Origin of the sequence: Archangium gephyra, from assembly GCF_049060025.1 — a bacterium.
GTDB lineage: Bacteria > Myxococcota > Myxococcia > Myxococcales > Myxococcaceae > Archangium > Archangium gephyra_A.
Genome location: NZ_JBMEQQ010000002.1, coordinates 2,485,898 through 2,498,797, shown reverse-complemented (window position 1 = coordinate 2,498,797; position 12,900 = coordinate 2,485,898). Strand labels below are relative to the sequence as shown.

The window sequence follows — 12,900 nt, the reverse complement described above, 5'->3', positions numbered from 1 at the left end:
CGAGAGACACCATGAGCAGCAAGAATCCGACGACTCCGGCCCTCTCCGAGGTGGAGCACATCAAGGCGCGCAGCCGGAACCTGCGAGGCACTCTGGCCGAGAGCCTCGCGGACCCGCTCACCGGCGCCATCGCTCCGGCCGACACCCAGCTCATCAAGTTCCACGGCAGCTACCAGCAGGACGACCGGGACATCCGCGAGGAGCGCCGGCAGCAGAAGCTGGAGCCGGCCTACAGCTTCATGATCCGCACCCGCCTGCCGGGCGGGGTGTGCACCCCGAAGCAGTGGCTCGCCCTGGACGAGCTGGCACGCACGTACGCCAACGGAACGCTGCGCGTGACCACGCGTCAGGCCTTCCAGCTCCACGGCGTGCTCAAGGGGGACATGAAGAGCACCATGAAGGGGATGGAGGCGGTGCTGCTCGACAGCATCGCCGCGTGCGGAGACGTCAACCGCAACGTGATGTGCAACCCCAACCCGGTGGACTCGCGCGCGCACGCGGTGGTGTACCAGTGGACCCTCCGCCTCTCCGAGCACCTGCTGCCGAAGACGCGGGCGTACTACGAGATCTGGCTGGACAAGGAGAAGGTGGCCGGCGGCGAGGAGGAGCCCATGTACGGGCCCACCTACCTGCCGCGGAAGTTCAAGGTGGGCATCACGGTGCCGCCGCTGAACGACGTGGACGTCTTCTCGCAGGACCTGGGCTTCATCGCCATCATCGAGGGCGGGGAGCTGGTGGGCTTCAACGTGCTGGTGGGCGGCGGCATGGGCGCCACGCACGGTGAGGCGGCGACGTTCCCTCGGCTCGCGGACGTCATCGGGTTCATCCGCCCCGAGCAACTGCTGGAGGTGGCGGAGAACGTGGTGAAGGTGCAGCGCGACTACGGCGATCGCACCAACCGCAAGCACGCGCGCCTGAAGTACACCATTGAGGACCGTGGCATCGCCTGGTTCGTCGCCGAGCTGCAGAAGCGGCTGGGCTACCCGCTGGAGACCGCGCGGCCGTTCGTGTTCGAGCACAACGGGGACCGCTTCGGGTGGATCCAGGGGCACGATGGACGCTGGAACCTGACGCTGCACATCGACAGCGGCCGGGTGGCGGACACGGAGGGCCAGCGGTTCCTGACGGGCCTGCGGGAGATCGCCCGGGTGCACCAGGGAGACTTCCGGCTCACGCCCAACCAGAACCTGATCATCGCGGGCATTCCGCCGGAGGAGAAGGCGGCCATCGAGAAGCTGGTGGAGGCACATGGCCTCACGAGCTTCCGGAGCGCGAGCCCGCTGCGGCGCAACGCGCTGGCGTGCGTGGCGCTGCCGACGTGCGCCCTGGCCATGGCCGAGGCCGAGCGCTACCTGCCGCGCGTCGCGGGGCTGATCGAGGAGCGGCTGGTGGTGCACGGGCTGGAGAAGGAGAACCTCCTGCTGCGCATCACCGGCTGCCCGAATGGCTGCGCGCGGCCGTACCTGGCGGAGATCGCCTTGGTGGGGAAGGGGCCCGGCCGTTACAACCTCTTCCTGGGTGGCGATCAGCGGGGGCAGCGGCTCAACCGCCTGTACCGCGAGAACGTGGACGAGGCGGGCCTCCTGGCGGCGCTTGAGCCGCTGTTCGCCGCGTTCGCGCGCGACCGGCAGCCCGGGGAAGCGTTCGGTGACTTCACCGTGCGCACGGGCGTGGTCGCCGCGCCTCCGGCCGCCGAGCGTTCCGTCTCCGCCACCGGAGCGTGAGGTGCTCGGGGCGGCGGGTTCGATTCCCGCCGCCTCCACGTAGAACGACCCGCCGCTTTGAGCCGCGTCCGCTACTATGAGCGTGCCTATTTCAGGCGCACCTTCAAGTGCTCCATGTCATCGTTGGGCCGCCCCATGAAGGAGTCGAGCAGGCGTTGCTCGACTCCCACTTCTTCCCAGACAGCCGAGCGCTCAAGTCCGACACACTCCTGGGGCTCCGCGCGCCTCGAATTGCCGACGGTGTCGAAGATCGTGCAGTCGCGGAAGTTCCCAATATCCTGCATGAACTGGACGATCGGTTGAGAAAACTGCTCCTCCAGCTTTCTCCACCCAATGAGTTCCCATGCTCTCTCCTCCATATGGCGAACCATGATCTTGAAAAGGATAGGCTTGGAGGCAATCCGATCCAGATCGGAATCTGGAGTGTCGGTCCTGTAATCGTAATAGGCATCATGCGGCAGTTTGAGCACCCTGCCGTAACCGAAAGAGCCGTCGGCAAGGGGGATTCTCAAGAACGAGCCCGGTTTGTAGATTCGCGGCATTCCTAGTATCCCGTGTAAGGGTGAAGTTGGCCCCACAACTCCGTCGCGGCGGCGTGGAACCTTTTGCCTTGTGGATTTTCTTTCGCCACGCCGCGTACGGCATTCTCGGTACGATAAGGCTCTCCGGTGTCAGAGCGGGCTCCTCCAAGGAAATCAATCAACTGCTGCTCTCTCCCGCGAATCCGCCAATAAGCGACGTCGTCATAGCGACGGCTATAGTCAACGGCGGTGCCGACATCGAATCGATCAGTCTGCGCCAGGCCGAACATGGCGCCACTCGGTTCAGCACTCTCGTCCAGGTGGTGGTTTCTGTCTCGGAGGAGAACCGCGAGTGCGGCCTGAAATTCGAGGGACTCAGCAAGATCGACGACCATGCTGGTCCGCCCCGCGTAGTAGCGGTGGGTCACCTTATTGAGCTTCGTGTAGGTGATATAGATGCGCCCCAGCCTCTTGCCGGTGCTCTCGTCGGGTTTCGGCCTGTGCGCTGCGCCAGGAGGAGGAGCCTGGGCTGGGTATTGACCCTGAACCCACCCCTTTACGTCTCCGAAGTGTGTGCCGTAATACTCGTCCGCGATCTCGATGGGGGTCTTCTCCCCATCCAGGGCCGCACGAGCCGTCAAGCAGACCAGCAACCCACTGCCCACGGCCGCGACGAACGCTCCCCCCACCACCACCGTCTCCCCTGCGGCACCGCCGGCTCCTACCTTTGTGCCCGCGCCTCCATCAAGCACCAACCTGAGCATGCCCCGGGGAATGCCGTTCCCCAGGCCCTCACCTGATAGTCCTTTCAGGACGGGGGCCGGACTTGGGGCAGGGGGAGCCACGGGCGCAGCCCCCGCCGCCGCGACAAGCACCACGTGAACACCCGCGCGAGTCGAGGATACCTCCTCCGTCAAGGCTCCGGCCGCCTCGTCACGGGAGGGGATATAGGCACAGCGCCTCGGCGCATCCGGGGCATGACGGACGCTTGGAGCAGCGCCCCCACACCCCACCAGGGCCACGCAGAGCAGCACCAGTGAACAACGCATCACGTAGCACCTCTGAGTCCGCGCCTCCGGCCACCACGCTTCCCGCCCCCGCCGCCGCTGGCTGATTCATGGTAGCACCTAGACCCGCTTGTCCTCGTGCTCTTGTCCAAGGGCACGCTGGACTTCCCTTGGTCTCAGGTGTCCTCCATGAGCACTCAGCCCCAGATTGCCGTCTTCTACGAGCACCCCGAGTGGTTCAAGCCCCTGTTCGCCACCCTCGAGCGGCGGGGCATCCCCTATGTGCCACTGCGCCTGGACGAGCACTTCTTCGACCTGAATGACCGCACGCCGCCCGCGCCGGTCATCTTCAGCCGCGTGGCGATGAGCTCCTTCCTGCGCCAGGACGAGCACGGCATCTTCTACGCCCAGTCCCTCTATTCGCACTGGGAGCAGTGCGGTGCCCGCATCATCAACGGCAACCCGGCCCTCGCGGTGGACACGTCCAAGGCCCGCCAGCTCTCGCTCATCAACTCGCTGGGCTACGCGACCCCGGCCACGCGCGTGGTGCATCGCCGGGCCGACCTGCCCCGCGCCGCCCAGGGCCTGCGCTTTCCCATCGTGGTCAAGGTCAACATCGGCGGCTCGGGCGCTGGCGTCGTGCGCTATGACAGCATGGAGCAGCTCGTCCAGGCCGTCGCCGACGGCACCACGCCCACCAGCATCGACAGCGTCACGCTCGTCCAGGAGTACATCCCCACCCGCGGCAGCCGCATCGTGCGCGCGGAGACGCTGGCCGGACGCTTCCTCTACGCCATCTCCCTGACCACCGACGGCGGCTCCTTCGATCTGTGCCCCGCCGACGCGTGCATGGTGGGCAAGCCGAAGATCACCATCGAGCAGACCCAGCTCGATGCCGAGACCCTCCAGGCCGTGGAGCGCATCTCGTGCGCGGCGAACATGGAGCTGTGCGGCATCGAGTTCATGATCGACGACCGCGACGGCACGCGCCGTTTCTATGACATCAACGGGCTATCCAACTTCGTGGCCAGACCGCTCGAGGTTCTGGGGTGGGATCCGCACGAGCAGCTCGCGGACTACCTTCTCGAGGTCATTGGCGCCCGGCGGAGTGGGGAGGAGGCATGAGGTACGGCTTCTGGGCCCCTGTCCTCGGCGGGTGGCTGCGCAACGTGCCCTACTGCGGGCCACGTCTCCGGGCATCAATCAAGGGGGATGAACGTGCGAATCCTGCTTGCCGCGGTGTGTTTGTTGGTGGCTTGCCTGTCTTTGCAGTATAATCATTGTATATGCCTATCTTCATTGAGCCTCGCGATCCCAGGTTTATTACCGTTCGTCGTGGCGGCACCTTGAGTGATGCAAATCACCACCTTCTTGCAATATGGGCTGCCACATGCGCGGAGCATGTCCTGCATTTTTTTGAAGAAGCACGACCCGAAGATGAGCGGCCGCGCCAGGCGATCGAGCTGGCTCACGCCTGGACACGAGGCGAGATTAAAATGCGCCAGGCCCACAAGGCTGCTTTTGTCGCCAATGCCGCCGCCAGAGATGTGTCCGGCGCGGCAAAGCTTGCGGCCTACGCGGCTGGGCAGGCTGTAGCAGTGGCTCACGTGGCAGCGCATGAGTTGGGCGCGGCGGCCTATGCGATCAGGGCCGTGCAAGCCGCAGCTCCTGAAGCTGAGCGTGAACAAGCTGGCCGCCGGGAATGCCAATGGCAGCGTGAGCAGCTTCCAGACGCAATCCGGGAGCTTGTGCTTGACGACCAGCGGCTGCGCAATCATGTGTGTTGGTTTGTATTCGATTGCTGACCGGCATGGGGATGCCCTTCCGCCGCACCGCGTGCCCCGTAGCGGCATAGCCGCTCCAGTCCCGGTCTGTCGTTGGCATGTAGATGCGTCTTGGCGTGCAGGGCTCACAGGGAAGGCCTGGAGCCGCTGTGCCGGTACGGCGCCCGGGGTGCCCTGGCGCTGGAGCGCTTCGAGCAGACGGTGGCCGCGAGCGAGGCGGTTGTTGACCCAGGCCGATTGACCCGTGGGTGTGTTACACGCGGAGTCACACGCGGAGGACTTCCGCATCGGGCGCGCCCCCTGGCGCGTCAGCCCATGGCGCAAGCCTGGGCCTGGAGGGTGAATGCAGACAGGTTGGGCCTCGGGACGCCTCCTCTTCGTGATGCTCTGCGGTGTCTTCGTCCTCGCATGCGAGCAGAAGGGCACCCTGCCTTCCTCGGCCGAGGCAGTCTCCCTGGCGCGGGCCTACTTCCCCGAGGTTTCCCTCGAGGGGCTCACCGCGCCGCTGGTGGTGGACCCGGGCTGGTCGTCGACGGCCAGCATGGCGAGCGCGAGGGCGCAGCACGCCTCGCTGCTCCTGCCCGACGGCGATGTCCTGGTGGTGGGTGGCGTCAACCGGACCGGGTTCGTGGCTTCCGCCGAGCGTTTCGATCCGGAGACCGGCACCTGGGCCTCCGCCGGAAGCCCAGGCATCACGGGCAACATCATGTCGAGCGTCCTGCTTCCCACCGGGAGGGCATTCGTCATGTCGGACGGCAGCCCGTCGGCACGCATCCATGACGCCGCGACGAACACCTGGTCCGCCACGGGGGCGATGTCCGCGCCTCGCAGCCTGTCCACCGTCACCCTCCTGCCCTCGGGGCAGGTGCTCGTCGCGGGAGGCTCCAACCTGAACACGGCGGAACTCTATGACGCCGCGACGAACACCTTCACCGCCACCGGCTCCATGTCCGTCGTCCACCGGGCTCACACCGCCACCTTGCTGAGGGACGGCCGGGTGCTGGTGGCCAGCGGCTTCAACAACGTCACGGGAGAGGTGCCCGTCGCGGAGCTCTACGATCCCGCAGCCGGGACCTGGTCGCGGGCGGCGCCGCCCCTGGTTCCCCGGCACTACGCGAGCGCGACGCTGCTCCCCGATGGCCGTGTCCTCTTGGCGGGAGGCTTCACGGGCGCGGGGATCACCACCCACGCGGAGCTCTATGACCCAGTGGCCAACACGTGGACCGCCACCGGTGCGCTCCTCCATCCGCGAAACGGGCACACGGCCACCCTGCTGCCCAACGGCAAGGTCCTGGTCCAGGGTGGCTCGGATGGGGCGCGCAACGCGCAGGCCGTGTCGGAGCTATATGACCCGGCGACGGGAACCTGGGCCGCCGCCAATACGATGGCGGTGGCTCGCGAGAATTCCACCGCCACCCTGCTGACGACGGGTCAGGTGCTGATCATGGGGGGCTACAGCTCGAACCCGAGCCTGACCTTCTATGCCAACGTGGAGCTCTACGATGCATCCAGCGGCCGCTGGGCTCCGGCCGGCAATCTCGCGCAGGGCCGAGGCTCCGCCGCCGTGCTGCTGCCGTCGGGACAGGTGCTGACCGCGGGAGGCCGGGGCGCGAGTGGCGTACTCGGGACAGCGGAGCGCTACACGCGCGCGAGCAACACCTGGGCTCCCGCCGCCTCCCTGGCCACCGCGCGCGAGCGCGCCACGCTGAGCCTGCTGCCGTCTGGCCAGGTGCTCGCCGCCGGAGGTGGGAATGGCGGGGGGCCGCTGGCCTCGGCGGAGCGGTACGATCCCGTGGCCGATGCCTGGACGCCCGCGGGCTCGATGACGGCCGCCCGGGATGGGCATACCGCGACGGTGCTGGGCTCGGGCCGGGTGCTCGTGGTGGGAGGAGCGGGCACGGGGGCGGCGGAGCTGTATGACCCGGCCGCCAACACGTGGGCTCCCGCCGGCTCGGCCGCCACGCCCCGCTCGCGTCACGCGGCCGTGCTGCTGCACGACGGCCGGGTCCTGGTGGCAGGTGGTGAGAACGGGGGCGCACCGCTGGCCTCGGCGGAGCTGTATGACCCGGCCTCCAACACGTGGGCCCCCGCCGCGGGCCTCTCGCAGGCACGGGCCTCCTTCACACTGACGCTGCTGCCGTCGGGCCGGGTGCTGGCGGTGGCGGGGACCTCGCTCGCGGCGGAGCTGGCGTCGGCGGAGGTGTATGACCCGGTCTCCAACACCTGGGCCCCGGCGGGGACGCTGGCCGGCCCGCGCGCGTTCCATTCGGCCGCGCTGTTGCCCTCCGGCCGGTTGCTCGTCCTGGGAGGTCAGGGGCCGGGGGGCACGGGACTCGCCACCGCGGAGCTGTACGACAGCGCGACCCACACCTGGAAGTCCGCGCCGGGCCTCGCCGCCGGGCGGCTGCGCTTCGACACCGTCGTCCTGCCCTCGAACGAGGTGCTCGCGCTGGGCGGTCAGGGCGCCGCGGGCGCGTGGCTGGCGAGCGCCGAGCTGTACGAGGATACCGGGGCGCAGCCGGCCTGGCGCCCGGTGGTGACGGGGCCCGACGTGGTGATGCGCACCTGTTCCGCGCGCATCACCGGCACGCTGTTCCGGGGCATCTCCGGAGCCAGCACGGGAGACCACAAGGACTCCGCGACGAACTTCCCGCTGGTGCGATTGCAGGCGGCCGAGGGACGCCGGCTCTGGTCGTTGCCGGGCACCGGGATGTCCGCCACGGGCGTGACGGTGCCCATTCCCGCCAACGTGGCGCCAGGCGCCTATGCGCTCTCCGTCTTCGCCAACGCGAGAGGCGGCGGGCGGATGGTGACGGTGATGGAGAACACCGCGCCGGTGGCGGAGGATATGACGGTCTCCACGCCGTACGACGAGCCCGTGAATCTGTCGCTGGTGGCGACGGATGCCGAGGCGGATCCTTCGTTGACCTTCGTCATCGTCACCCCTCCGGCCCATGGGACGCTGAGCGGTACGCCCCCCTCCGTCACGTACACGCCCGAGCCGGGCTACCTGGGGCCGGACAGCTTCACCTTCCAGGCACGGGACTGCGGACTGGGCAGCAACGTCGCCACCGTGACGCTCACCGTGGCCGACCAGACGCCTCCGGACATCACCTGCCCGGCGGACCTGGTGGTGGAGGCGACGGAGCCAGCGGGGGCACCGGTGACGTATTCCCCCGCCACCGCGACCGACGCCATCACCACGAATCCCCCGGTGACGTACTCGCGGCCATCGGGGAGCACCCTGCCGGCGGGGAGGACGACGGTCACCGCGACAGCGGAGGACGAGGCGGGCAATCAGGCGACGTGCTCGTTCACCGTCACCGTTCAAGCCCGGGTGGTGTCGATCGCTGGCGGCGGCTGTCAGGCCACCGGCAGAGGCGCGGACGCGGCGCTGGCCGTGCTGTCGGTCCTCGCCGTGTGGGCGGGACGCCGGCGCCGTGAACTCGCACGAACCTGTGTGCTCGTCACGGCCCTGGCCGCCACCAGCGTCTCGGGGCAGACGCCCTCCAGCCCCGTGGTTGCGTTCGACGTGGAGCGTCTGCGCCTCAGCGCCGCCGCGACGGACTCGCTGCTGGTGGACTCCGGACGGCTGCTCCCCGTGGGCGGCTATCGCCTCGGCCTCCTGACCCACTACGAGCGCGGCATCCTGGTGCTGCGAGGCAGTGATGGGTACGACCGCTCCCTCTTGCAGTACCGGACGTCGGCCTGGCTCATGGGGGCATGGTCTCCGGCGGAGCGCCTGGAGCTGTCCGCCCGGCTGCCGGTCATCATCTCCCAGGGTGGCCATGGCGTGGAGCTGCTGGCCGGTGTCTCCAGAGCTTCGTCCTCGGGGCTGGGGACGCCGGAGGTGGGAGGGCGCTACGCGCTGCTCCGGCGCGAGGAAGGGGCGCCGGTATCCCTCGCGGTGGGGCTCGACGTGGGGCTTCCGGGGGGAAGTGCGAGTGCGTTCGGACGCCAGGAGCACTGGGCCGGGTTCCAGTTCTGGCCCCGCGTCTCGCTGGGGCGCGAGGTGGGAATGTTCGTGCTGGGGGCCAGCGTGGGCGCGCGGGTGAAATCGAAGGAGGTCCAACCGGGCCGCGACGTGGGCACCGAGCTGGAGCAGGCGCTGGTGGTGGCCACCCGGGGGAGCGGTCTTCGCGGCGAGCTGGCCCTGCAGGTGGCGGAGTCGCTGGTGCACCCGGACGTGGCGGTGGAGCTGCTCGGAGGCGTGCGGCTGCCCATCGGACATGGCTTCGAGGTGAGCGCGCTCGCCGGGCGAGGCTTCACCGACATCCCGGGGACGCCCTCGTGGCGGGCGGGGGTGGGAATCGCCTGGGCGCCGCCTCCTCCTCCCGAGGACGTCTGCCAGAACGGGCGGAAGCACATGCCCGAGCAGTGCCCCGACTCCGATGATGACGGAGACTCCGTGCCCAACAAGGCGGACCGCTGTCCGCTGGAGGTGGGGTCACCGGACGACGAGGGGTGCCCGAAGCGGGACCCGGAGGTCGCTCCCGAGCCTGTCTCGCCTCCGGTGAAGGAGGAGCGGCTCTCCCTGGCGGGCCGGAAGATCGTCTTCGCGGTGGGCCTCGCCGAGATTCAGGGGGACGGCGCGCGCATCCTGGATGAGATCGCCGGGCTGCTGAAGTCGCGGCCCGAGGTCTCGCTCCGCATCGAGGGCCATACGGACAACTCGGGACAGGAACGGCTCAATCTCACACTGAGTCAGGAGCGTGCGAATGGGGTGCGGGCCTACCTCATCCAGCGAGGCATCGCGGGCACTCGTCTCGAGGCCCGGGGCTACGGTCCGTCGCGTCCCATCGCATCGAACGCCACGCCGGAAGGCCGAAGCGAGAACCGCCGCGTGGAGTTCATCATCACGAATTGACTCCGTCTCGCGGAATTTTGAGAGGGATTGTGGTGCCGTGACGCATTGCGTGGTCCGGCCATGGCCATCCATTCCGCGTGATGTCAGACCCTCAACCTATTTTCGGGCTCCCCGCTTCACCCCCCACAGGGAGCCTCCATGCGAAACGTCTACATCACCAGTGCGGGCAAGTTCCTGCCGAACGAGCCCATTGGCAACGATCTCATCGAGGATTACCTGGGGAAGGTTCATGGCCGGCCTTCCAAGGTCAAGAAGCTCATCCTCGAGCGGAACGCCATCAAGACGCGGCACTACGCGCTGGACCGTGAGGGAAACTCCACCCACTCCCTGAGCGAGATGGCCGCGGCCTCGGTGCGTGACGCGCTCTCACGCGCGGAGCCTCCAGCCCTCGCAGGTGGACCTGCTCGCCGCGGCGACCACCCAGCCGGACCTGCTCATCCCCGGTTTCGCGGCCATGGTGCACGGCGAGCTGCCCGAGCTGGGGCCGGTGGAGATCCTCTCCTCCATCAGCGTGTGCTGTGCCGGCATGGCCGCCTTCAGCCATGCCTACGCCCAGGTGGCTCTGGGGCGGCGCCGCGCGGCCATCACCCTCGGCGCCGAGTTCGCCTCGCGCTACTTCCTGGCCTCCAAGATGGAGGACCACGCGGACGTGAAGGCCGGTGAGCCGCTGTCCTTCGACATCGAGTTCCTGCGCTGGATGATCTCCGACGGCGCGGGGGCCTTCCTGGTGCAGGACCAGCCCCGGTCCAAGGGCATCAGCCTCCGGGTCGACTACGTGGACCTCATCTCCCACGCGCACGAGAACCCCGTCTGCATGTACTCGGGCCTGGGGCCGGACAAGAGTCAGAAGGGGTGGATGGGCTACCGCTCCTACCAACAGGCGGTGGCGGACGGCGCCTTCGCGCTGCGCCAGGATTTGCAGATCGTCGATCGCGTCATCCAATACATGGTGGGTGACTTCGTGAAGATCATCGAGGCGGGGCACGTCCAGCGCGAGCAGATCGACTGGTTCCTCTGCCACTACTCCTCGCACTTCTTCCGGGGCCGGGTCGTCCAGTTGTTGGAGGAGGCCGGGCAGCCCATCCCCGAGGAGAAGTGGTTCACCAATCTCTACACCCGCGGCAACACGGGCAACGCCTCCATCTACCTGATGTTGGAGGAGCTCCTGAATTCCGGGCGGCTCCAGCCCGGGCAGCGCGTCGCGTGCCTGATTCCCGAGAGCGGGCGCTTCACCACCGCCTACCTGCTGCTGACCGCTGTCGAAGCCTGAGCCCCGGAGACCGTACGCCATGAGCACCCCCCTGAAGAGTTCCCTCGAGCCCTCCGTCACGGCCGCCGGGCCGTCGCCCTTCGGTCCCACGCACTCGCCCTTCGCCGGCATGCGGCCCGACACTCCGCTGCAAACGGAGACACTCCGGGAGCTGGAGTCCATCTGGGCCGGCTACGAGCGGCGCATGCGCTCGGCCCCCATCTTCCAGAAGCTGTATGGCGGGGACTTCACCGTGGAGGACTACAAGGCCCTGCTGCGCACGCTGCGTCCGCAGGTGGTGGAGGGCTCGCGGTGGATTACCCGCGTGGCCTCGAGCTGCTCGGATGATGCCCTGCGCGCCCTGTTCATCGGGCACGCGCGGGAGGAGCACCTCGACTACCAGATGCTGGAGCGGGATTACGTCTCGGTGGGAGGAGACCTCGCGGAAATCCAGCAGGCGGAGAAGAACGTCGGGGGCGAGGCTATCTCGGCCTACATCTTCCACGAGGGCCTGCGGGACAATCCCATCCACCTGCTGGGCACGGTGTTCGTCATCGAGGGCACCGGTGACCAGCTCATGGGCCGCTGGGGCGAGCAGATCCAGAAGCGGCTCGGCCTGACACCGGAGCAGACGTCGTTCTTCTCGTATCACGGGGGCAACGACGAGAACCACGTGCGCCAGATGGAGCGGGTGCTCAAGTCGCGCTGGATGGACGCGGCCATGGCGCGCCGCTTCCTCAAGGCCACCCATGTCTCCGCCACCCTCTACCACCTGCAGTACTCGCTCGTCTGAGGTCCGCCATGGCCCATCCTCCCAACGCCGAACCCCTGCGCGTCCTGGCGGGCGAGCCGCCGTCTCCGGCTCCCTACGCCGTCTCCGCTCGCAACCGGGACGATCCCAATTACTGGGACGCGCTGTTCCTGGACACCTCCATTCCCGTGGACCCGGTGGCCAAGGCCTGCATGATCAAGGATTTGCAGAACCCCACGCGCCGCTATCTGCTGGGGCCCGTCCGGGTGTTCTGCAACGTGATGCTGGCGCTGCTGCTCACCCTCAAGCGCCTGGTGCCGTTGGAGCTCAGCTTCTACGGGGCCATGCACCGCGTGCTCCATTTCCTGTTGAAGACGTTCGTCACGCCCGAGGCCAACTACCTGCTGCTGCGGCACTTCTGGGTGGAGAGCAACCTCGAGAACTTCGTGTTGGACAACGGCCCGGACCCGAGCGTCCCCAGGGCGGAGCTGTTCCCTCGCAAGATGGAGGAGCTCCTCCACAACGCCTTCAACCAGCACGACTGGAATCTGTACAACTGCGTCCTCGACTACTCCGAGGCCCGGCAGCGCGATCCGGGCTGGCTCCGGAGGAAGCGCGAGCAGCCCCCGCGCTACGACAGCATCCGCACGCCGGAGGTGGAGCTGGACATGAGCCGGCGCGGTCCCTTCCAGCTCCTGGACATGGAGACGGCCCTCGAGGTGCTGAAGATGATCTACCCGCCCTTCCTCACCAACCGGGAGGTGGACCGGGCCGTCCTGTCGCTCCAGTTCGACGAGAACCTCCTGGCCTACGTGGCGGAGGTCACCGGTGATGACACGTGGCGCTACCTGGCCACCAACCGTCTGCCGCTGGTGCCCGTCTCCTATTTCCAGGCCTCGCGCCGCCTGTTCGAGCACTTCATCGTGCTGGAAATCGTTCACCACACCCTGGCGCTGCGCAAGCAGGAGCAGGCCGGGCTGGCACGGGAGGAGTGAGT

Annotated in this window: 9 protein-coding genes; 7 read left to right on the top strand and 2 right to left on the bottom strand. The window is 68.0% G+C overall.

Features of this window, described 5'->3' with window-relative positions:
* Positions 1-11 precede the first annotated feature (11 nt).
* Positions 12-1,724 carry an assimilatory sulfite reductase (NADPH) hemoprotein subunit gene (gene cysI / locus ACN28I_RS10715; RefSeq protein WP_420941966.1) on the top strand — a complete coding sequence of 571 codons (1,713 nt, stop codon included), beginning with the start codon at positions 12-14 and terminating at the stop codon, positions 1,722-1,724.
* Between the two features lie 86 nt (positions 1,725-1,810).
* On the opposite strand, the gene ACN28I_RS10710 is transcribed toward cysI, so the two are convergent.
* Both ACN28I_RS10710 and ACN28I_RS10705 read right to left on the bottom strand, forming a co-directional pair.
* Positions 1,811-2,266 (bottom strand): immunity 26/phosphotriesterase HocA family protein, encoded by a 456-nt coding sequence (locus ACN28I_RS10710; protein WP_420941965.1) that lies wholly within the window; start codon positions 2,264-2,266, stop codon positions 1,811-1,813.
* 2 nt (positions 2,267-2,268) lie between these two features.
* Positions 2,269-3,009, bottom strand: a complete 741-nt coding sequence (locus ACN28I_RS10705; protein WP_420941964.1) for a hypothetical protein — start codon at positions 3,007-3,009, stop codon at positions 2,269-2,271.
* A 432-nt stretch (positions 3,010-3,441) separates the two neighbouring features.
* Here ACN28I_RS10705 and ACN28I_RS10700 point away from each other — a divergent pair, with 432 nt between their 5' ends.
* The 6 genes from ACN28I_RS10700 to ACN28I_RS10675 all read left to right on the top strand — a co-directional run bounded on the left by ACN28I_RS10700 (position 3,442) and on the right by ACN28I_RS10675 (position 12,898).
* Entirely contained in the window at positions 3,442-4,377 is a 936-nt protein-coding gene (locus tag ACN28I_RS10700; RefSeq protein ID WP_420941963.1) for an ATP-grasp domain-containing protein, read from the top strand.
* A 161-nt stretch (positions 4,378-4,538) separates the two neighbouring features.
* Entirely contained in the window at positions 4,539-5,057 is a 519-nt protein-coding gene (locus ACN28I_RS10695) for a putative immunity protein (protein WP_420941962.1), read from the top strand.
* Between the two features lie 322 nt (positions 5,058-5,379).
* The gene (locus ACN28I_RS10690; protein ID WP_420941961.1) at positions 5,380-9,903 is read left to right on the top strand and encodes a kelch repeat-containing protein; all 4,524 of its coding nucleotides are present in this window, start codon (positions 5,380-5,382) and stop codon (positions 9,901-9,903) included.
* A gap of 355 nt (positions 9,904-10,258) precedes the next feature.
* Positions 10,259-11,173, top strand: a complete 915-nt coding sequence (locus ACN28I_RS10685; protein WP_420941960.1) for a 3-oxoacyl-[acyl-carrier-protein] synthase III C-terminal domain-containing protein — start codon at positions 10,259-10,261, stop codon at positions 11,171-11,173.
* A 19-nt stretch (positions 11,174-11,192) separates the two neighbouring features.
* Entirely contained in the window at positions 11,193-11,945 is a 753-nt protein-coding gene (locus tag ACN28I_RS10680) for an iron-containing redox enzyme family protein (RefSeq protein WP_420941959.1), read from the top strand.
* Between the two features lie 8 nt (positions 11,946-11,953).
* Positions 11,954-12,898 (top strand): DUF6999 family protein, encoded by a 945-nt coding sequence (locus ACN28I_RS10675; RefSeq protein ID WP_420941958.1) that lies wholly within the window; start codon positions 11,954-11,956, stop codon positions 12,896-12,898.
* Positions 12,899-12,900: the final 2 nt, after the last annotated feature.